This window comes from Chryseobacterium nakagawai, assembly GCF_900637665.1.
In the GTDB taxonomy this organism is placed as follows: domain Bacteria; phylum Bacteroidota; class Bacteroidia; order Flavobacteriales; family Weeksellaceae; genus Chryseobacterium; species Chryseobacterium nakagawai.
Genome location: NZ_LR134386.1, coordinates 4,329,196 through 4,351,096 on the forward strand (window position 1 = coordinate 4,329,196; position 21,901 = coordinate 4,351,096).

The 21,901-nt window shown below is 35.3% G+C and carries 10 protein-coding genes; all 10 read right to left on the reverse strand.

Features of this window, described 5'->3' with window-relative positions; genetic code table 11:
* Positions 1 to 41: 41 nt before the first annotated feature.
* Positions 42 to 6,290 carry a hypothetical protein gene (locus EL260_RS19475; RefSeq protein ID WP_123857180.1) on the reverse strand — a complete coding sequence of 2,083 codons (6,249 nt, stop codon included), beginning with the start codon at positions 6,288 to 6,290 and terminating at the stop codon, positions 42 to 44.
* Between the two features lie 11 nt (positions 6,291 to 6,301).
* Positions 6,302 to 13,210, reverse strand: a complete 6,909-nt coding sequence (locus EL260_RS19480) for a vWA domain-containing protein (RefSeq protein ID WP_123857181.1) — start codon at positions 13,208 to 13,210, stop codon at positions 6,302 to 6,304.
* Between the two features lie 418 nt (positions 13,211 to 13,628).
* Positions 13,629 to 14,207 carry a hypothetical protein gene (locus EL260_RS19485; RefSeq protein WP_123857182.1) on the reverse strand — a complete coding sequence of 193 codons (579 nt, stop codon included), beginning with the start codon at positions 14,205 to 14,207 and terminating at the stop codon, positions 13,629 to 13,631.
* Positions 14,176 to 15,948, reverse strand: coding sequence for a hypothetical protein (locus EL260_RS19490; RefSeq protein WP_123857183.1), 1,773 nt, complete (start codon positions 15,946 to 15,948; stop codon positions 14,176 to 14,178). Before EL260_RS19490 ends, EL260_RS19485 begins: the two co-directional genes overlap by 32 nt.
* A 29-nt stretch (positions 15,949 to 15,977) precedes the next feature.
* Positions 15,978 to 18,125 (reverse strand): hypothetical protein, encoded by a 2,148-nt coding sequence (locus tag EL260_RS19495; RefSeq protein WP_123857184.1) that lies wholly within the window; start codon positions 18,123 to 18,125, stop codon positions 15,978 to 15,980.
* A gap of 328 nt (positions 18,126 to 18,453) precedes the next feature.
* Positions 18,454 to 18,960, reverse strand: coding sequence for a M15 family metallopeptidase (locus tag EL260_RS19500; protein ID WP_123857185.1), 507 nt, complete (start codon positions 18,958 to 18,960; stop codon positions 18,454 to 18,456).
* Positions 18,961 to 19,484: 524 nt separating this feature from the next.
* A complete protein-coding gene (locus EL260_RS19505) occupies positions 19,485 to 19,742 on the reverse strand; it encodes a hypothetical protein (protein WP_123857186.1) in 258 nt (85 codons plus the stop codon).
* A gap of 267 nt (positions 19,743 to 20,009) precedes the next feature.
* Positions 20,010 to 20,669, reverse strand: coding sequence for a hypothetical protein (locus EL260_RS19510; protein WP_123857187.1), 660 nt, complete (start codon positions 20,667 to 20,669; stop codon positions 20,010 to 20,012).
* Positions 20,670 to 20,817: 148 nt separating this feature from the next.
* Complete coding sequence (locus EL260_RS19515) at positions 20,818 to 21,216, reverse strand: hypothetical protein (protein ID WP_123857188.1); 399 nt, start codon at positions 21,214 to 21,216, stop codon at positions 20,818 to 20,820.
* A gap of 98 nt (positions 21,217 to 21,314) precedes the next feature.
* Positions 21,315 to 21,893, reverse strand: coding sequence for a hypothetical protein (locus EL260_RS19520; protein ID WP_123857189.1), 579 nt, complete (start codon positions 21,891 to 21,893; stop codon positions 21,315 to 21,317).
* Positions 21,894 to 21,901: the final 8 nt, after the last annotated feature.

Here is a 21,901-nt window from a genome sequence, read left to right on the forward strand (position 1 = left end):
AGGAGGAACTATTTTATATTTATTAATTTATGAAGGGTTAATTAAGGTCTTACAATGAAAGTCCCCTGTAAGATCATACCGTCTGTTCCATCGTGAGAAATTCCACCGATATCAGTCCAGGTTTCTTTTTTGTAAATCGTAAGAATCTTTTCTTCAGTACTGAACATATTAGATGTATTCTGAGACACCATTTTGAAATGATGATAAAGTACTCTTCCTTCTTCATCTTTAATCTTCATAGGATCCAGACCTAATTTTTCAACTGGAAGGAAAAACTCATTCCCCGTCATATCAAATGCTTCTGCAAAGAACCATTCTTCAGTATTGGTTGCCGGATTATTACCATACAGATACAATTTTGCTTTTGAGGTATCTTTTTCATCTGTATCTATTCTGGCAATTTCTTTCCAGTTCCCCAGAGGACTCATTTTATAAAGGTGATATTTCCCTTTATAGCAAACCTGATCCCAGGATAAGATTACCCAGTTGATCACATCAGAATCTACTGGCTCCGAATGATATCTTAAGACAGGTGCCGGCGGATTATAATTTTCTACCAACATGGTTACCGTAGTCTTTGAAGGTAATGACGGAGCCTGTTTCTGTTCCGTTTTAGCTGCAGGAGGTGAAACAGCATAATCTATTGTGGTATACTCCACTTTTCTGGAAGCCACTACACGATAGAAAAGTGGATCACCATAAGGTTTTTCATCCAGATCTTCAAATTCATCATACACCGTCCATGATCCATTTTCAGGGTTTACTTCTACATCAGTAATCTTCACCGTTTTAATGTGTTTCATACTTAATATGGAATCTGCATCCAGTTTGTTGGTTGCTCTGTAAATAGAGATTTCGTTGATCTTGTGAACATCGGTATAAGAATTGACTTCAATTCTTACTTTGGCAGAAATTCCTAATGTAGCATTATCTACTATTGGTAGTAAGCTTAAGATCTTTGGTGGTTCAGCCGGATTGGTATTAACCAGTTTAATAGGTCCTTGAAATTTACTGAACTCTCCCATTTGCAATTGATTCCCCAATTCTCTTACTCCATAGAAGTAGAAATTATCCGAAGCCCCATCAAGCGTAAAGTCAGTAAACAATGTTGAATGAGCAGCACCTCCCTGACCTTGGCTGTATACAGCTGCCATTGGAGCCATATCAAAATCATCATGTGTAGTAGGCAGTAAATACCCTGAAGCATCCCTGATATTCTGTTTTTTATTTTTAGGTCTATGTCCTTTCAGATCATTGAAATCAAAATTATGAATCTGCTGATAAATAATAGGTACTTCTGTAAGTGGTAGGAAACAATTAATCATTGCTTCTTTAATAAAATGACCTAAACGCAGCTGACCTGCCTCACCCGGTACTGCCTCAATAACAGGATAATTAATCGGATACTTTCCATTTTTCCACTTTATTTCATCCAATACGTTAGCATATCCACTTTGTCCTACTTGTAGCCCAAAATGTTCGTTATGATTCATAATGAAATAATTAATTGCTTCAAATAATATTTTACTGTTCGGAAGTGGCATAGTAAATTTCACAGGGCCATCCGGTGGAAAGGCTTCAAATTCTGTTTTAGTTGTATTAAGAAGCATTTCAAAGTCTACAAAATTCATCCATCTGTCAGTAAAAAACTCTTCATCATTCCCTCCAAGAGCATTAAGGTTGTTTTTAATTTCCTCAATCTTTGTTGGTTCATATAAAGAAGCTAACAATACAGCATTATTCGCTCTGAAAAACTGTACTGAATATGGCTTATGCTCATATTCTGTGATAAAGCTATAGGTTGACTTTCCGAATTTATCCGGTCTGGTCGCATATTGAGACCCCTTTGGCTTTCTCGGTGGTTTAGGTTCTACAATTCTGTTAGCAAACATCACAGCAGGAACACTGAATTTAGACTTATATTGAGCTCCCTGCATATCTACATTGTCATGATCCACACTCTTAAATCCAAAGATAGAGTATCTTACATCTTCATTTTCAGGTGGTAAAACAACGTCCTCAATTAAATTATTAGCAGCATTCTTATATAGGTATACTCTATAGGAAGGATAATAATTCACAAGCATATTTTTGCCCATAACAGGATCAGTAAGATATACTGGTGGGGTTAATGGCTTAGATATCATTATTGCCAGATCATCAGGATGATAATTAAATATAGGTAAGTGAGCTGTATCTTCTTTAATTCTGAAATTTTCATCATAAATATATACTACAAGATCCTTATTTGTTCCAATATTCTCTGTTTTTACTACTTTGAAAACCGATCTGGATTCTTTGGGAACTCCATTATTATAATCTTCTAATGTAAATAACCTTACAATACCATTCAGCCATTCTACAGAATCTGAATTGGATGAAAACTGAGAATGTTGTGCCAGCTTGAATCCAGGGAATGTCACTTTATAAACCCCTCTATGAACCCTATATTCTTTAACAGGTTTATCTATAACTACTCCCTCACTGTTTTGATACTTATCAATTGTCTCATAATGCATCTCTATTTCAGTATTTTTCCAGAATCCTCTGCTTTTTTCAAGGAATCTCTGAACAGATCCGTCCGATTGTTGGGTATGAATAATTTCTCTATGAATTCCCCAATCATTGGTTCCGATTTTTACTTTCAATGAGTTCGGATTTTTTGGTCCCCAGGTTGGCGTATTCTGCATATTTTCAGTGGCATTGAACAATCCTTCAGTGCCAGGACTGAATGTAGGAAGTACGAGGCTGCTCTGATCGATTACCGGTGAAGTCCCTGAAATAATAGCCGCACTTGGTGCTTTTTTGAACACTGTAAATTTCAATCCTGAAGGTTGTACTTCAATTCCGTTAATGATATAACTTTCACCATCTAATAAGAAAATTCCTCCAATAAAATCATTAATAGTTGTTCCTGCCGGAATTTCCGATCTTAAGATATTTGATGGAATTGAAGGCTGGGCAGACGGAGTTCCTCCCCCTGAACTTGGAAGGGTATAATCTACCGTTTTGATCTCTGCCAAAAGCTGATTATTCGGATGATGATTGATACTGGCTACCTTCGCAGAAATCTCTTTCATTGTATAATTTCTGTAGAAGATTTCCACTTCATCAGCCATAACTTCTTTATCATCCGGGAATATTGCATCCGGATTCAGATAGTAACCATCCTGAAGCGTAGAATCAAATGGAATAGAATATACAATTTCATCCTGATAAATATGATGATCAAAACCAAGTCTTACCAATGTTTTATCCGAATCCGCGATTGCATTTCTACGATCCTGTTCTCCCTGAGAAGTAAGGGTTACAGGATATTCTTTCTGGATAAGGAAGGCTGTTGTTGTCGTTGGAGGTAATAACCTGTTGTTAGGTTTAATCTTGGTGTCAATTGACAGTTCCTCTCCTCCAATCTGCGCTCTGGAGAACCAGTTGATTCCATATCCTTTGTAAAAATAAGTTCCACTTTTATCCTGCTTATGCATATACAGTGGAGCATAGGTATCCGGAATCTGAAGCGGTAACGTTTCAAAAGAGTCTGCTGCATTATCAATATTTGCATATTTGGTATCATGGCACAGTTCCGGCTTAATCCACATATAATCATCTGTTTTGCCTGGTTCTACAACACGGTATTCAAGACCTGCATATACCGGGAATGTAAATGAAGAGGCATCCAGTTTATCAGATGATCCAAAGAATGTAGGGTTTACTTCAAGTTCTGGTACCTGCAGATTATAAATACTGATATAACGGTATTTTCCATTATGAGAATATCCTTCGCTATCATACAATCCGGCAGATTGCGGATTATTAGAATCCATTCCTTTATTCAGTTTCATCAGTTTTACAGGCAACGAAAGCCTTTCAATTTCTGTAGAAACAGGAAGAGACATAGAGAGCAACTGATAGGTCTTATCATCCGAATTGATATCCAGATTTTTATTGGTATAATATTCTGTGATATAAATATATTCGTTTCCGAAAACTTCATCATTGATATCCAGATATCCTAATCCCAGCATTCGTGCTACGTGGTAATCCAAAGCAGCAATATTTAAAATATCGAGATTGGACACCTGCATATCTCCATCCTGAGGAAGATTCGTGCTAATATCAACTACCTGTTGTGAACCAGTAGGAGAAAGATTGATTGAAATGGTTTCATTGGCTTTTGGATTCGGCTGATCATTACTCAGCTGTACATATCTTTTGACTACCGTTTGAATATCTCTGTCTAAAGGACCGGTAGAGGCATGTTCCCACTTCGTACGATAATTATCTGTATTTACATACGCGCCATCATTATATCTTAACCATGCTCCATGAACAGGATTCTCTTTAGGCAGAGGATCTAGTCTCTCAAAAGCCTTATCGCGCTCATCAGTAAGAGAGAATTCACCCATTAATTCCCATGCATTTGCCTGATTTCTGCTGATGATAAAATCTGAATAGAACTCAAATTTAATCCCGGTAACAAGACAATTGGTAGGTCTGAAACGCAATGTCTTTCCATTTTCAGCATTAAAATAGGTATTAGAAAGCTCATTAAAACTATAAGGGTGTGCTCTATAAGAAAGCTGCTGTTGGGATATATTATTCGGGTCTGCTACAGAAAGCGCTTCCAGCTCAACTACTGAATTTGACTGTTGATTTTCCACTTCTAACTCTGCAGCAAAGAAAATATCTGTTTTACAAAGAATCTCTACAATTTCATTACCATATTGCTGCATGAATTTAAGAGGATCCGACATCGGGTCAACAGATTGTCTTACCTGTGTGTATTTTGTTTTATTTTTGAAATAGACATACAAAATTCTCTTGTCACCATTAAACTTATATACCCACATCTTCTTACTTTCATCAATAAGCTGAGGAGCTTGTTTAAAATCAAAGTTGAAAATATTTTTTTCATAAGGGGCTCTATATACTTTAACGAAATCTTCAGGTTTATTGAAGTTATTTTTGTTGTCGGTAAGTTTTCCTTTAGGGAGGTGATTTTCTCCCAATTCACCTCCGAATCCCCATCTCAGGTGAATTCCCTTGGTACTGTCATCTCCTTTGGATCCTGCAGCCTGAAGGTAGAAATTAGGGGTCTGCAGTCCTGAAAACTCATTAAAGGTAATCTCTGTTCCATCACCGCCATTCGTACCACATGTATTGTCACTAGCGTAGGGCTTAGTAACAATATCAAATTTAATGTCCTCTTCCTTTACATCTAATTTGAGATAGCCATAGGGTGCATCATGGAGCTTAAAAGACGTTTCCGATACATCAACATTATTAACATGTGAGGTAACACAAGTATTAATCCCACTGGATACAAGCCCTGTAAACTCTGAAGTATGTATTCCTTTTACGGTCACCTCATTTCCTACAATCTGATCAATATAAAATCCTTTGATTAATGATTGCTGCGTCCATACAGGTTTATAATTATAAGTAGAATAGCAGAAATTAAAACCTGCACCTGTAGTTGCGTAGAAAAAATCTTTGCCATGAATAAATTGTACTGATTGATATTCCCATTCTTTAAATAAAAATGCTCTTGCACCAGCTACATCTGCTAAGAGTACAGGAGTATTATTAATTTTACCTCCCCAATGCAATTCATAATTCCCTTGTGGGATCGGGTGGCAGTAAACTCCGTTTAATACAACAGGAGTATCATTTACAGATGGATATTGAGCAGAAAGTACCGGTTCATTTACCTGTCCGTAGAAGGAAACACCTCGTTTTACACCATTATAGGTTTCATTACCACAGATATGAACAACTTCATTAAAGGTAGAGATTCCGGTAACTTCCAGGGTTGCCCCTGGATTACCTTTATTAATAAGATTTGTTCTTGATTCTACACTTCCGTCTGAGCCCAACACAAGAGTTCCACTGGTTTTTGTGCTTACACTATAAAAAGTAATATAAACTAAAGAATCAGCAAGTATTTCAGCATAAATACGTCTTTCATCGGTTACAATCGAAGGAAATTTTTTACACCATAGTACTTCTCCGTTCACATTAATTCTCATTACAAGAGGGGTTGTTGAGGAATCGATTCCCACAACGGCAAAATCACCGTTTTTGAATGGCATTACCTTCACAAAGGTAGTGTATCCTCCTTGGGAGGGTTTAAAACCTCTGTTCCATTTCATCTTACCACTTTCATCAAGGACTGTAATCAGCCCGGATAGATCTATGCTTCCTACCTGCATTACCCTCCCCTGGTTCCTCGTAGAAGAGTTAACTGATCCTTTGGAACTTATATAATTATGATTTTTTAAAAAACTCATTTTAGATTTAATTAATTGTTTAGTTTTAATTCGTTGATTACCACTCTGCTTCCCGGAAATTCAGTGTAGACTGATCCATTCCAGTATTTATACATAAACTGCAGTTTTAATTTCAGATCTTTGATCCTATTGCTCTTATGCACGACTAAAATCTGAGAATAGTCTTTAGCATAGATAAGTTGGAAATCTTCAATATGTTCGTTTACTGCATTAAGAACCTGAAGGCATTCCTTCACTTTCTTCAATGGAATTTTCGGATCATTAAATGGTTCCGGATTCCTGATAAGTAATGCCACCACATCATTATTGGTATTAACTATTTTGACAAATTCCGTATTGGTAGGAGGATTTAATGGCTTTAGTCCCATTACTCCTTCAAAAGCCCTGTCAAATACTTCTGAATAGGTATTTGCAAGCCCTTTTAAGTTTGGATTCTCAATACCTTCTGAAGCTAGGATATAAAGGTCATTAAGCTGTTGTGGCTTAAGATCTGCTTTCACTTCATAGATCGCATCCTTCTGTCCAATCACTTCGTTTTTATCATTATATTTTTTTAGCTTATAACTTTCTACCTGCTCTTTAAAGTCCTTGTATCTTGAAGTTCTGAATACAAACTCATGAATCTTCTGGTTCTCTTCATATACTTTGTAAGGATCTTCCAATGTTGGTGTAGGCTGTGGCTCATATTTTCCATCTCCGTCATCATCAAAGGCATTGTAGATCATAGCTGTATATAGTTTTTCCGGACTCAGATCCTCCAGTTTAACGGAGTATTTATATGCTTTTGGTGTAACCGGTTTCCCAAGGTCAATGCTACAAGCCATGCCTGTGTTCCCCTGATTAACGTGATTCACATAATTAAGCATCTGCTGAACTCCCAATGGTAAATTTGGATCGTCTTCTGCCCAGCTTTCTTTAGTTACCGGTATTGTTTCATGCTTTTTCCAGGTCGAAGGTAATGGATATGGAATACTGATACCTGTAATAGGATCTTTAATCGCGATATTAACACTTCCGATGATCTCCTCAACATCTATTTCAGTATCATGATGAGCAGCCCATGTTTTCAGCATATTATAGATATAAGGCTTAGTAAATGATAGGACAATTTTACTCTGTTCATTACCATAGAATAATGGTTTTGCCATCAAAAGGTCTCCGTCTACATTAGGATATGATTTTTTCATATCGATATATGATTTCAGAGAAGTAATTGGATATTCATCTATATTCTTCTTCTTATTAGGGATCTTATTTCCATCTTTATCTTTAAGATCTTCAATGTAGTCTTCATTTTTCTTCTCAAAGTGTCCGATAGGTCCTGCTGTTTTAAAGGCGAAATAATAATCAATGATATGAGGTGTATCTCCATTTACATTATCTTTCAGTTTAAGATTGATATAGTATACACTATTTGGTCTCCAAACCGGTTGTACCACTTTACTCATGGCTTCCTGCATCAGCTGCATATCTTCTGTTACAGCATCTTGTGACGGGATGGTCTGTTGATATTCATAATCTTCAGCGGTCATCCATCTCACCTGATGAAATAAAGTATGACAAAGGTTAACTGTATTACCATTACCATCATCATCACCACATCCACAGTTTCCTAGTTTAAAAATGATATCATAAATGTCTTTTGTTAATTGTACCGCTACAGACATTTTAGCACCTTCAGTATTCAGGTAGCTTCTCAACTTCTCTACAAGGTCTCTTACATATCCTGCTCCTTGGATGAGATTATATTGTGGAAACGCTTTATCAAACTGGTAGATGGCATCGATGAACATGAAGAAACACTTTGAACTATATCTTAATTGAGTTACTTCATCTACTCCCTGATAAACAATGCATTTATTAAGATTATACATAAGCCCGGTAAGGAAATCACAAAGTTTTGTATCTTTTGTACAAGGTTCTGCTTTAGAATTACATCCACAATCAGGAGTAAACTTCAGGTTAAGAGGTTTTTGTGTAGTTTTACTTACCTTAATGATCACTACTTTATTGATGTTTTCTTTCGGATAATCACTTGAGTAACAGATATCAATACCATTAGATTGATCTGTAATTTTTGAGATCACACTATTATGCTTAATCAATCGACTAAGAGGACCGCTAGGTAAAAACAGGAAGATCACAGAATGTGTATTGAAGTCAACATATGGTGGGGTATTCCCTGAGGTTATCATCATATATTGAGTTTCGTAATCTGTCCATTTAGTGGCTATATTAGACATATCAAAGTTTATGTTCCCATTACCCCAGAATCCATTATATCCATCTTCAACATGCATTACATCAAAATCAAGCTCATTGCATTGAGAAGTAGTACATCCTCCTGATTTCAATTCTTTCATCTTTTCAACAAGCTTGTCATATTCAGCCTGTTGCTCTGGAGAAAGGACAACACTGGTTACCTCACCTGTCGTATTGGCTGTTGCATTCGCCCAGATCTGGTCAATTTGTGCATTGATATCATCAATTTCCTGCTGGTTGGCATTGTATGGAATAATTTCAATCTTACTTACATATTGACCTCCATGATTAGCTGCTTCATAAATCAGTTCTGATGCCAGTTCTGCTTTAGTTTTGGTTACTTCCTCAATCAGGGCATAATTCTGATAAATTGTAGTAGAGAATACATCTTTATAGTATCTGACTGTCACTGAGCTGGCCATTGTTGAAAGCAATAATTCTATACTTGCCGATGCTTCAGGAAGTAAGAGAACCATTGTATTTCCATTAGTAATCTTCAATGATTTAGAAAAATTATGCGGGTTGGATGCATTGGAAACCGTCATATAATCCGCAGCGTCCGATACTGTTCCTAAAAGGTTGTAATAGGCTCCGTTAATGAAGTTATATGGTGCTCCTGCCGGTGGATAATATACCGTTCCAACAGCCTTATCTTTTACATTAGACTCATGCCATACTTTTTCTGTTTTTGTACAGAATAGTGACGAAGCCGTAATTCCGTATTGTTCAGGAATAAACCATCCCGGTTGTGCAGCATCTAAGAATGAGAATGGTGTAGATGCCAAAATTCTGATGGTATCATACTTATCATTTGTTTTCTGCCAGAATCCTAATTTAAATTTATCAAGATTAGTGATTTGATCTGCTTCATCTTTGGTTAATACAGCCTTGTAAGGATTGTATTTATTCCATTTCCCTTGTTTATTAAGGATTTTAATTTCTACATCTTCAATAGAATACTGGTGCTTCACCTGGCGAAGTACGTGGCCTCCCGGCTGCGTTTTCTGAGGCGGGATAAGATCTGTAAATTCAGTCGCTCCGCTTGTATGTCCTCCAATTTTCTCTCCTGCAGCTGTAGTTGGAATAAGCCCTTTTTCAATTTTAATATCAATATAGGTATCTAATGGAATGATAGGCAGTTTTTCATGATCTTTAATTGCTGATGTAGGAACCTCATTAACCAGTACTACTGGAAGATCAAAAGTTTCATTGGTAAGCATGTGAACTCCTTTGACTGCATTTTTCAATCGCTCTTCTTTCGGATAATCAACATTTGGTGGATCAGATACATAAGTAAGAGGCGGTACAGCACTCGTATCTACCTTATTCTCTCCTTTCTCCCATTTGATACTTAAATGAACTTTAAGCTTAATTTTAAAGATCACCAGCTTAATCTTGAGTTCGAATTTGAATTCTGCCAGGATCAGGAACGGGAATATAAGTTCTACCCTGAAATAGATCGAGATAAATAAGGCAACACTTACAATGAAAAGATTGATCTCTGCTCCTCCTTCCACATAAATATATCCTCCTACCTGTGGTCTTTCAAAACTGATGTGAGCTCCCACTTCAATAGCGGCATACACTTTTACAATAATTAAATTCAGGTTGAAATCTACCCTTGCTCCCGCTTCAATTCCTTTGGCAGCAATCATCAGATAAGATTCTGCCTTAATATTTACCGAATCTTTAAATAGACTAGCCCTGATCGGTTTGTCCCTTGTTCCGAAATTGACATACCATGGCCTTTGATTTTTAAAGAAGAAGCCCATCTGAACTTCGGCCTTAATATCAATAAATGACCCGTTATTTTTATTAAGCTGGAAGTTACCTCCTGCTCCAATTTCCAGTGAATTGTCACCGACGATAACGAATGCATAGAATGGCGGAACTTTAGGGTCATCCTCCGTCAATCCGAGACGCTCACTGATAATCGTTAATCCGGCGTCAATCGCAAACATACTTGGTACTGAAAGCAATACCATGGCACGCAATGAAGCAAGACGTCCGTCTAAGGTTGCCAGAGATGCCCCTGCTCCAAAGGAGAATGGTGCGCTATACTCCTGAGTATACTGAGGTCCGATAAATTTATCGGTATTGATTCCTCGCTGCGGATGTACATAATAATCATACCAGGTATCATTTTCTGTCATTCCAATAGCTTTCTTATGAGCAACATATCGGTATCCGATAAGCCCCCTGAATCCGAAAATACCAAATGAACCTAATGGGATCACGAATGGCAATTCGACGCTTGCATCTACCAGGAATCCCGGATATTTAGGATCAAAAGCCATTTCTGCAGAACCGGAAATATTCATTTTCGGCAGCTGAAGAGAAACTTTACCTCTATATTCTGTAGATTTTCCTGGTTCAGGAATGGTAAGAGCCCCTTTGATAATGGCTACTGCAGCACTTGCACTGGCTGTTCCCGGAATTACTAAATCAACTTCTAAGGTTGAAATATGGAAATAATCATCTTTAGTTCCACCGAATTCATCATTATCAGCAGTATAATAGTATTTTACCCCATTACCTCTTACATCAAGACCTAGTGGATTGATATTAATACCACCATCAAATCCGATATAATTATAGGTACGCATATTACCATTGAACATTCTCTGGATGGTTCCCATATGGATGGCTGTAACGGCCATACGTACCGGACCTAAGTTCAGGTGAACATTGATTGGGATAATAGAACTTCCACCGGCAATTTCAAATTTACCGTTGGCATAATAGCGGATTGCTGGTAGATCAATTCCTTCTTCACCTAAAAGTTTTTCTCCGAATGAACCCGAAGGGAAACTAATCTTAGTATCTGCTTCAATATAGAAGTTATCATCTTTCTTACCAATTTCTATTCTTTGCAGGTTGAAGATAAGAAGCTTAAACAGGTTCATTTTCAAACCACTTGGAAGGAATGCAGCAGCAAGCTTAAAGTTTTCCTTGCTTTCCCATTCTCCGTCTACGGCAATGATTAAGTCAGACTCTCCATCATAGCCTTTAAACTTTTTGATTTTCAATGCAGCTTTCAACGAGGAGCGTACGACCTGTCCCTGATGGAAATCAATATCAAAATTACTGAATCCTAATTCCCATGCTTTTTCAGGATCTTTTCCTAATTTAAACCATAATGTTTGCTTTTTGACATCAGCAAGATCTTGGATTTTCAGACTACCGATAAATTTGTAATAATCTTCTTCTTTATCGAAAGTTCTATGTTCCCCTGTGATTGTTGTCAACTTCATAGGATACACAAATTTCAACTCTGAAGGAGAATTTAGTTCATTAATATACTTAAGCAACTGAACTTTGTCCGCAATCTGTTTGGTTGAAGTTCCATCCATAGATTTTACTGACAGACCGTTATAATCCAAAAAGAAGAAATCTTCGAAATAATCAACTACTTCAGTAGTATTTCCCACGGTCTTAGTACTATAAGTAGGGCGGATTGCTATATTTCCTGACAATCCTCCCGTTCCGATCAGTAAATGGTTAGCTGAGATTCCAATGGTCTGTCCGGTCTGTTGTTTTTCAAACCATTTTTTAGGAAGAAAAACTTCGGTGTATTCCATGTACACACCCATGAATTCTTTCGGTCTTCCATCGGCGTCTGCTTCTGCAATATTTTCCGTTTTGCTAAGGTCGATTTTCAAATTATGAATATCAATTACGAATCCTGTATTTCCAATCTGAGCAGGGTAACTCATATTGAGTACCATATCCATATTATACCCGAATCCTCTTTCAGTATCCGCATAAAATAAGGCTTCTCCGAAGCTAATGCTTACTTTTGGTCCCCCATTACTATCCTCTGGCAATGGTTCCAAAGGTGTTGATGGATGTTTGGCCGGGTATACAGGTTTTAAAATACTTCTCGGAAACTCAATGGCTGCAGACAACATCAGTGTTGCTCTGAATTTAGGGAGAACTACTTCTTTAATAAATTCATCAAGATCATTCGGAAGAAATTTATTGAAAAAGATTTTGACTTTTTCCAGGCTCAAGCCCGAACTATTACTTAGAATATAGGCAGCAAATGCTACCATAGCAGCTTCTTTTCCTTCCTTAGAAATAATTTGCTGCACAACCTCTGTAATGGAGGTTGAGCCTGAAGGTTGGGGAATTGGAGTTGCCCATCCCGGATTTGCTTTATTTAAATCCTTTACAAGCTGTTGTAGAGCTGTGGTATTCTGATTTTCAGGGGTAACAAAAATTTCTATAAAATTTTCAATTGCCTGTTCTTCCGAAACATTAAGGATAGTAAGCAATATTTCAAATATCTGCTGTGGTTCAAATGAAAAATTTCCTACACTGAACATTCTTAAAAATGCAAGTACTTTCCATTGATATTCTACAGTAATAGGAAATGATGAAATATTTGAGTTACCTCCAACAGAATCCGGATTCAGTACCAGAGCAATCTCTGTACCCGGAATTTCTATTTGAAGTTTTTTTGAAACAATTGATAAGCTATAAAAAGCTGAGTCCCCTTTTGGACTTTTACTTGACTGCATATCCTTAAAATAGATGTGGTCAAGCAAATTAACTATCCCATCCTTCACGAATCCCAGAATATCCGGAATGTCATTTTCGGAAATGATGGATGAGAGTCTAGGATAATACCTATACTTTATTGGTTGGTTTGGCATAAAATATTTTGTATTTGGTTTTAGTATGTATAAGCAAGCCTATACAGTAATTAAATAATGAAAGCAATCACGATATTCAATTGCAGAATATCTGTTTTCTTCCATTTTCTTTCTTGAACATTAAGTTTACAGATTTGATAAATTAATGATTATCATTAGAAATAGATGCAAATGAAATTTATTCCATCAAAGGATTTCATAGCATTAATGATCCGTATCCTTTGTTGAATTTTTTAATCATCAAATTCTCTTTACTTTACCTTATTTATTAACATTTTAAAGAGGATTTGATCATTTACTTTTTAATGTCGTTTTTAGACAGTATGAATGCATCCTTAGGTAAATTCTACCTATGGTTGATCATTATTTGAAAAAATTTCTAAAGAGAATAAATAATTATTAATTGCTTAATAACTGTTTATTGATCACCTACAACCCATTCTCCTTTTACTTTTTTAAATGGAATCCCAACGAATGACGGATAATTATTAAGAGGGGTTTCAATTTGTACATAAGCTCTCTCTTTTGTTTTATCAAAAAGTACTCTGTGCAGCTTAAATTGTCCAATATAATTAGCTCCATTAACAGCTTTAGGAATTCTTTTCAGATTTTTTTTGAATTTCAACTGATTAAAATCAGCTAAAAGAGGCTTATCAGATCTGTCCTCTATTTCAGAGAAAAACAATTTCGTATGAAGATCTTCTTTTAAAGAAGCAGGCAATATGACAGGATATATCGTATCGGAAAGCGCAAAAGTATATGGCATTGTTGACATTTCTTCCTTAGCAAGATTTAATTCTTTTATGAATACAGGATAATCCATTTTTAACATTTCTCTAAGCCGAGCCGTATCCATTTCGGGATGAATATGCATATCAACAACTGTATTCAGAATTTTGTACTCATCTTTGTCTAAAGAATTACATGAAAATACCACCAATAATGGTAATAAACCTAACCCTAGGTTATATTTTATTTTTCTTTTTCGCAATCTCATATTTTAATTTCATTATATCCATAGTTTTAATAACTTCATCAAAAGCCTCCTTATGCTGCTGCTTTCCGTTCTTAAAACTGTCGGCTGTTTGTAATAATCCCCAGATACTTAACAAATTTTCTACATCAATTAAGTCCTTCACGTTTTCTATAGCAACTATTGTTAGATCTTTAATTACCCAAAAATTACTACAAAGAGTATACATAAGTACAAATTTTTTTCCATATCCATGAGGATCACTAGGGGTATTTGATAGATTATTTAGATAATTCTTAAAATCATCTGTCAAAACTGCACCAAATCCTCCAAAAACTAATGATATAATGTTGCTTGCAACAGCTTCAAGTTGCACTATCCTAAAATATGGAAATACAATACATGCACTTACTGCTAATTCATTGATAAGATCTTTAAACTTATAGTATGAAGACGTGGTTTTATGAAAAGTTTCAAAGGCAAATGCAGGTATCGGATAGACATTAAGCTGCATAAAACCAAGATCTTGGTTATCAAAACATGCCAGTGCTCCAATGACCTCATTAAAAGCATAGGTCTTATTTTGTAAATGGTTAAATGGATTATCTGTTCCTAAAAGTTCTTTTCTTGATGGATCATCAGCTTTATAAGTATAAAATCTAACCCGCTTAAGCAAAATGCCAGAACCAGATGTTTCAATTTCAGGAAAAGGTCCAATATCAACCGCTGTTTTTGCATTCGGAGCTTTAATACCTTTCTTTATAAAAGGAAGAATATTATCTTTTTTTAAGTTCACAATCTTATTTTCATAAGCCTGTAAATCTTGTTGTGACATTTGTTTGTAAAAGAGCCTTAACAACATTAAGATGAATTGAATTCTATAATCCTCATCCATATAGCCTAAGAGACTGTTGTAAAATATTTCAGATGGGGTATTAAAGAATTCATCATAAATATCTTTGGCATTTTCGGGTTTTATCTGAGAAAGTATATCGAGTAATATCCGGGTTCTTCTTTCTCCGCTAAGCTCACCAATATTGTTTCCCCATCCATGGCCAATTTTTTGTAAAACCTGAATGAGTTTAGAATTATCTACATTTCCGGCAGTACCTTTTGAAAGATGACTTACAATAACCTGGGTTGGATAAAAATCAAATAATCCTGCTTCACCATTCAGTAAAAAGCGCTGAAGTTTATTATTAAAATATACAGACCAGTCCGTGTAGCTCATCTTCATAAATTGTTCAAATCTTCCCCTGTTTATATCATCGTTCTTAATTGTGATGACCGCTGACATTGGAAAATCTCCACCACCGTCGTTTGATTCGATATAATTCTGATTATCGTAGGTATTGATCCAATTGGCTACTCCGTTTGGGTCTTTTTGGACCTGCTCTTTATAAAAATTCGAATTAAAAATATACCTTCTGTATTCTACTCCATTACGTGTGAAGATTTTATACCAATTTTCTTTCAGTAAACCATTAGTTCCATTACTGAATTCAAAGTAAAGGGCTTTCCTGGCATTAATAATATTTCCAGCTCCGTCAAAAGCTGTACTTGCCCAATTGAAACGAATTAGTTTAAAATTAATTGTAAAACCTTCCGGCATTACCAAATCAGAATCTTTTGAAACATAAATATCTGATTCCCCCATCCCGCTGAAACCAAGATGTTCAATGACATTGGGATCAACCTGTCTCTTAACGGTTTTGTATTTTATATATTCCAATAATTTAATGGCTCTATAATTTTGATCACTCATTTTTAATATTTTGTTGGTTTTTGATAAATTTACTCATCCGGAACTGTTTCTTCCGGAACTGTCCCCCATTCATACTCAGAAAACTCCTTAGAACAAAGAAAATTGAGTCTGTCGCCATAGATAAACACTTCGTTAGCAGGGAATGATACACCTAATCCTTGAGCACTATCATAGGAAACTCCAAGAGAATATTTATAATATCCTATATTATGAATATCCGCTCTTACATTCGGAGCAACAATCTTTAAAAAGTATCTTACATTGGCTGAATTTTGAGGAACGGCACTAATAATGTTTTGAAATTCTGTATGTGTAACCCCTATCGAAAAGAACGCACGTTCATCTCTTTTATCTTTTTTAATATTCAAAACTTTAAATGCAACATCACCTTCTGTTTCAGTAATTTCCCTATGATAAATAGAAAAATTGCTGTTACCAAAAATCAAAAACTTCAGATAATCATCCTTATCATTATGTTTTACAGTAAAACTGTTAACAGATCCGAAAGCACTTAAAGCATCATTTGCATTGACATTGTCTAGGTTATCTTTCTTTTTACCCAATAATAAAACCTTTCTTTTTTCAACCATATTACCGGCATCCTCTTTCTTTCCATTATAGAATATCAACTGATTCTGAATGATAGAATGGTATTGTGTATTAGAGAAATCACTTAAATTAATTGCTGCATTATGGTAATATGAAATTTTAGAAAAATCATCAGTATCTGTTCCGCTAAATCGGCTTCTGACATTGATAACAGGATACAGCTCTTTCATATAATCATAATGAATAAATGAAGTATTCTGATTGTTTGCATAGGTCACGTTGGCTCCCAGATACATAAGTCTGTTAATGGAAGCAATACCTGATATTTCAAATTCAATCGGTAAAGTGTAATCCAACTGAACATTTGTGGCAAAATTGATGTAGTCCCCTTCAATAGCAAAATTGTTCTTTTTATTTTTTCCTTTCTGCTTTCCGACTTCTATAAAAAATAAATTCCCCCTATAATTTTTGTCATGCAATAAGCTTAGGAAATACTTGGTATAAGAACTCGCATCAAAAATTTTCACTGGCCAGGTTTCTGTTTCAAAAGTTTGAGTCTGCAAACTATTCTCATCATCACCTATTTTAATATTAAGCCCAGTTGGGGTTTTATAGTTGCCATAATAATTATAAGAGCGTTGTCTGTTACTTTGTATATAAAGATAAAAAGTATTGCTCGTTTTAAAATCTTTGATCAAATTATAGATGGCATCTTTATCTTTAATCGAAGTATTCGGAGCCGTATAAATTTTCCCTTTTGTTTCGGCATGCATTCCGTAGAAGGCCGCAATATCCATAAAGTTGGCTGCAGATTCTTTTAAGAGTTTCTTTTCAAAAATAGTTGAAACCGCAGCTGGATCTAAGACATGTTCTGCCAGTCTGGCAAATCCCAGATTCAACTGGAATGGATTGGGATCGTTTTCAAGGGAATAATCTCCTTCATCCAAAACAATATCAATTCCCAGTTGTCCGGTAGCGTTGCCTAAATGTGTTCCACGAGGGATAATGGGTAATTCGTATGCTTCTTTTGCATTTTCATTTCCATTTTCAATTTGTACAGCTTTAAAAAAATAATCATCGATTAAATCGGTCACCTTCTGCCGCTGATTAGAAGGAATATTTGGATCTGAACTTGGGTATCCAATATATTCTGCTAAAAAAGGAGGAACAGTAACATTTAATTTTTGGTAAAATTCAGTAAAATCCTTTCTGACTAATGTTACAAATTCTGAAAGGGCTCCAGTTGAAACAACTTTTCCGTCTGCAGTAAAAAAGCTGTTCTTATTAAGTCCCCTGTAAATAAAATATTTAATTGAAAGCCCTTTAATCGGTTGAGAAAAAGGTTTTAAAATAAGATTTACCTTATTGGGATCTGCACTATTGGGTTGGATAAGGACAAATCCCTGACAGGCAGCAAATACACTTCCCGTATAGGAAATTTTAGCTGTAGTTCTGAATGTTGAATTTTCTCCCTGTCCTATAATTCCAAATTTATTAGCTGGTGTTTGAGTATAACCAGTATTGACATCAATAAAAAAGGAAGATGAAGGCATCAATTCCTTACTGACATTTCTGCCAATATATTTCTTGGATACATCGGGTGTACCCGCTGGTATTTCGTATGGCATATATATTTTTTTTGGTGTTAATAAAAGATAAGACGGTGGTAATAATAAGTCTGATAAAACTGAAAAAGTATTCTGAACCCTTAAGGTTAATGAAGGCTGTAAGAATAGTAAGCCTGGTTATTTTTTAAAAGTGTTTTTCTTAAAAATCCAATATGATTTTTCTTCATGCATCTTAGCGGCTTCAATAATTTTTTATTCAGATTTTTTTAGGTTTTAGCAAATGTTCAATAAGAAGTGTTTTATTTTTTCCGGTAAAGACAAAATCCTTCCTGTACAATCCTTCCGGTTGATTGTAATATTGATTTTCACAGTGGAAATAATCCCGGGACTATTTCGTAAAAATTACATATCCGTCTTTATCTTTTGGTAAATTTTGTAAGTTTCTCCAGGTCGCGTTGATCTTACGCTCTCCTTTCCAGATAAATCTGCGCTCAAAGTGCGACAGGTCTTTAAAGGTTTTCCAGTTTCCGCCCCATTCCCAGCCATGTTTGGCAAAGATTTTCACACATTCGTACCAGTCGGCTACGCCATCATTATCCCAGTCTTTCGCAGTGTCCCAACTTGCTGCTTTTCCGTCGATAATCAGGCAGATGTCTACCGCTAATCCGTAATTGTGAACACTTTGACCGGCTTTGGCATTGGTGACTTTCTTTCCGGCTTTTGTTCTTCCCTGCGCATATAATGCATCCTGTTCCTTAAAGGACCTTAATCCCTGAGTAATCCTCACTTTTGCTCTCCCGGTAAGGGCTTCATCACATTCTTTTACAATCTGTGTGACTTCTTTTCTTACCAATGGATGGAGATTTTTTATTCTGTTTTCACTTGGTTTATCCATGGATGGTTTACTATTTTGTGATTTGGTGTTTGATTCTTAAGCAAAGCTATTTCAGGCTGACGCCAAAACTTGACGTGTTATATTTTCTAATAAAAAAATGTGAAATTGGTACAGTCCTTTGTTATGATCTTTGATTTTCGGATAGTGAATATCATTTTCATAAAAAGTGGTATCATCATTATAGCTTGTTGTTTAATTTCTGAAACAAAAGTAGCAGCCCTCAACGTCAAAACTTGACGCATTATATCTTTTTTTAATTTTCTAAAAAATCCATCAACTGCGCTGCCTGCTGTTGTTGAGTAATTCATTATACTCATCTATTCCCCACAGGTTTATATTCCTTACAAAGGAATTGAAAGATAAGCCTATAGAAAATTAAGTATAAAATCTGAGTCCCAACAAAAGCTTAATGAAATTGAGGAAAATTATTCAGATGTGCTATTTTAAGAGGGCTGAGATTTGCAACAAACCGCTGATTAAGCGATAGGCTATACATCCGCTCAATAGAGTGAATTATTGGATAATTATTCGTTTAGAATATGCTTCCATTGTTGTAAAACTTCTATAAACTCTTCCAATGGCATATCAATAACTGATTCATTAGGAAGTAGAGCGTTTTCAAGATAAAAAGCTTTGGTATCAACATTAATATAACCTCCAAGATCTTCAAATTTAAAAAATGTAAACCAGTTTCCTGTGACTTTAAAATCTAAGAGATCCTGCCAATCCCAATAGCCGCCTTCTTTTTCTATAAATACTTCTCTACCGCTATATTCTCTCAATTTTCATTCAGGTAAACCAGCTCAGTTAAAAATTGATTTACACTTACTATGGTTCTAAAATCGTTATTCAATAAGTTCTCCAGATTAGCGTAATATGGATTATTAAAACTTATTTGGTGATTGATCATGGTAAAGTCTTTTAAGTTCATGTTGAAATCATTTTAAACAGAAGGTAAAAGTATAGGTTCAAATGAGATAATCACATAAGTCATCCAGTTCAAAATATATTATTCTTATTTTTCATTCAAAAGTATACCCATGCTAAATTTAAAAATTAGGAACCAGAGGCTCTGCATGGGTATAATAATATATTTCTTGATCAGAAAGCCCCATTTCCTTAAAAAAATTACCCGCAGCACGGAAGAACTGGGAAGCTGTATAAGTAAAATCATTGCTAAAAAGAAAATCACTCACATGTACAGCATCTACTTCACCATCTTCACCAAATATGAAAACGATATCAGAATCTTCATCAAATACATCATCAGAACCTCCCCATGGAATAGACTGATTTCCAAATTCATAAGTCTTCAATCCTCCTTTTACCTGATGAGTAAGACTGTCATGCGTGATTGTGGCTATTTTTTTTCCATCAGCATCCAAAACGATTTTTGAGTATGTAGGTGCTTGCTCCAGAGCATTATAAAACTTACAATCCCAAACCGTGTAACCCTTTACTTTCTGCTCATTATCTTTAAGAGTCCAATTCAGATTTTGCCCCAATGCAATCAATATCTCTACAACGTTCTCTTCAGGTGATAAATAATAAACTCCACCCCAAAGCTGGTTTTCTCTATAGGATTCTTCTTTTTTTAAAGCATTATTGATCCATATCTGTTTTCTATAGTTCCCTATCTCCAATGCTTCTTCTTCAGTAAGAAATTCCTCATCATAAGGAGTGGTAAAAAAAATCATTTTTGCGCTCATTTCATTGGTTTTTTATTTATTATAAGCAGAGATTATTTTTTTTTTAATATGTATTAATAAATTTTGATAAGACTTTGTATTTAAGTAACTTTCTTTAGTAGTAAAGGGTTCATAAATATATCTAAGTTCCAAAGAAAATAGTTTACACTCAAAAAAAGTTAAAAATACGACGAACTTTCGATCCACCTGATGGGGTTCTTTTCAGGAAATCTCTCCATTCTATTATAATTTCTTTAAAGTCCTGCAAGGGAATACTGCCTACATATCCTTTTACATCATCATAAAAATCTACCTCATTCCTGTGAATGATAATATCTATGGTAGCAGCATCACTATCAATTTCTTCATGTGGATTGTTCAATCCATCATTAATATCCGGTAATAATGAAGCATTGATCTGTTCCGCAGAGTTCCAACTATTCAAAAAAGTGGTTAAATATTGATAATTAGTATTTACAATTTTATTGATGCTCTTCCCGTGTATTCCCCAATCCTGTACTTCATCTTCAAAAGTGAGGTTGTACTGGTCTGCTATATTCTGATTCATAATGTTTACTGGTATTAATTTTGAGCTAATTTTGTCTACTGATTCTCACAAAGGAATTTCATTTTTGTAGAGGTTATTAGAATATGGATTATAATCTGTTACGAAAGTCCCATATCTTGGATATTATTTATTTCAGGAAATAAAGGTAAAGTGTAATTATAGTAACTTTCAGGAAATTCTCCGGAAAAATTTCCCCCATCTCCTTTCTCAATAACATATATTTTACCAGATAAGTCATAATAATACGTATATGCCACATCCCCGGAAGCATCATATTTCGTTTTAACAACACTATTTTTTTTCACTTCTCCTGTTTCAGAATCATAAGTGCCAAAGCAAATACATTGTTCAGTAGTATGATGCACTATACTAAATGCACAAAGTCCACTCACACGATCATTGTAAGTAGCAACCTCTTCTCTCAGATAATTCCCCTGCATTTCTTTTCTATGAATAATATCAACCAGTATTGGTGGCGGATATAGATCTAAAATCTCAGCAATAGTTTCTGTTTCCTGATAATAAGTGACCTCAACGATCGTATTTCCAACATATTCTTCTCTGATTTTTGTTTGACCATTAATCTTTATAACTTTCACAAATTCATGGGAAACCAGTGCCTTTTCCTCTGTGATAGATTCAAAATATTCGTTTTCGTAACTTATTATTGTATTCATTTACATTA

What these genes read in the sequence shown, in the direction of transcription:
- EL260_RS19515 (WP_123857188.1), bottom strand. Translation starts at nt 21,216, where the DNA reads ATGAATCAGAATATAGCAGACCAGTACAACCTCACTTTTGAAGATGAA.
- EL260_RS19510 (WP_123857187.1), bottom strand. Translation starts at nt 20,669, where the DNA reads ATGAGCGCAAAAATGATTTTTTTTACCACTCCTTATGATGAGGAATTT.
- EL260_RS19520 (WP_123857189.1), bottom strand. Translation starts at nt 21,893, where the DNA reads ATGAATACAATAATAAGTTACGAAAACGAATATTTTGAATCTATCACA.
- EL260_RS19500 (WP_123857185.1), bottom strand. Translation starts at nt 18,960, where the DNA reads ATGGATAAACCAAGTGAAAACAGAATAAAAAATCTCCATCCATTGGTA.
- EL260_RS19480 (WP_123857181.1), bottom strand. Translation starts at nt 13,210, where the DNA reads ATGCCAAACCAACCAATAAAGTATAGGTATTATCCTAGACTCTCATCC.
- EL260_RS19475 (WP_123857180.1), bottom strand. Translation starts at nt 6,290, where the DNA reads ATGAGTTTTTTAAAAAATCATAATTATATAAGTTCCAAAGGATCAGTT.
- EL260_RS19485 (WP_123857182.1), bottom strand. Translation starts at nt 14,207, where the DNA reads ATGAGATTGCGAAAAAGAAAAATAAAATATAACCTAGGGTTAGGTTTA.
- EL260_RS19490 (WP_123857183.1), bottom strand. Translation starts at nt 15,948, where the DNA reads ATGAGTGATCAAAATTATAGAGCCATTAAATTATTGGAATATATAAAA.
- EL260_RS19495 (WP_123857184.1), bottom strand. Translation starts at nt 18,125, where the DNA reads ATGCCATACGAAATACCAGCGGGTACACCCGATGTATCCAAGAAATAT.